The sequence below is a fragment of the Streptomyces sp. CT34 genome (assembly GCF_000805335.1).
Lineage (GTDB): Bacteria > Actinomycetota > Actinomycetes > Streptomycetales > Streptomycetaceae > Streptomyces.
Map to the genome: position 1 here is coordinate 6,247,468 of NZ_KN708638.1, position 345 is coordinate 6,247,812.

Sequence of the window (345 nt, forward strand, 5' to 3'; positions counted from 1 at the left end):
CCCCGCCGCCGGTGCGCCATACGCCGCGCCCTCCGGCCGCTCCCGCTCTGCCAGGGACGCCGGATCGCCGTCGTGCACCGCGCCTCGCAGCCCGCCGGCCGCACCCTCACCGCAAGCCCGATCGGATCCGAACCCCCGGTGTGCGCCACGGCGTTGGCGACCGGCGGCGCTGCCGGCAGCGCCGCGGCCGGCAGGGTCGCGGTGTCGTGGTGTCGTGGTCGGCGGTGGCCCGCAGGTCGCGCAGCGGGGTGCTGGTCAGCGCGCGGGCGGTGGGCGCGGCGGCCGGGGGGTGCGGCGGTGCGAGGCGCCAGGAGATGGCGTCGGACGGTTCGGGCAGCGGCGGGG

At 80.9% G+C, this 345-nt stretch carries 1 pseudogene; it reads right to left on the reverse strand.

Annotated elements, in window-relative coordinates:
- Positions 1–106 precede the first annotated feature (106 nt).
- A pseudogene (locus tag RZ84_RS40145) lies at positions 107–345 on the reverse strand (hypothetical protein); the annotation flags it as partial.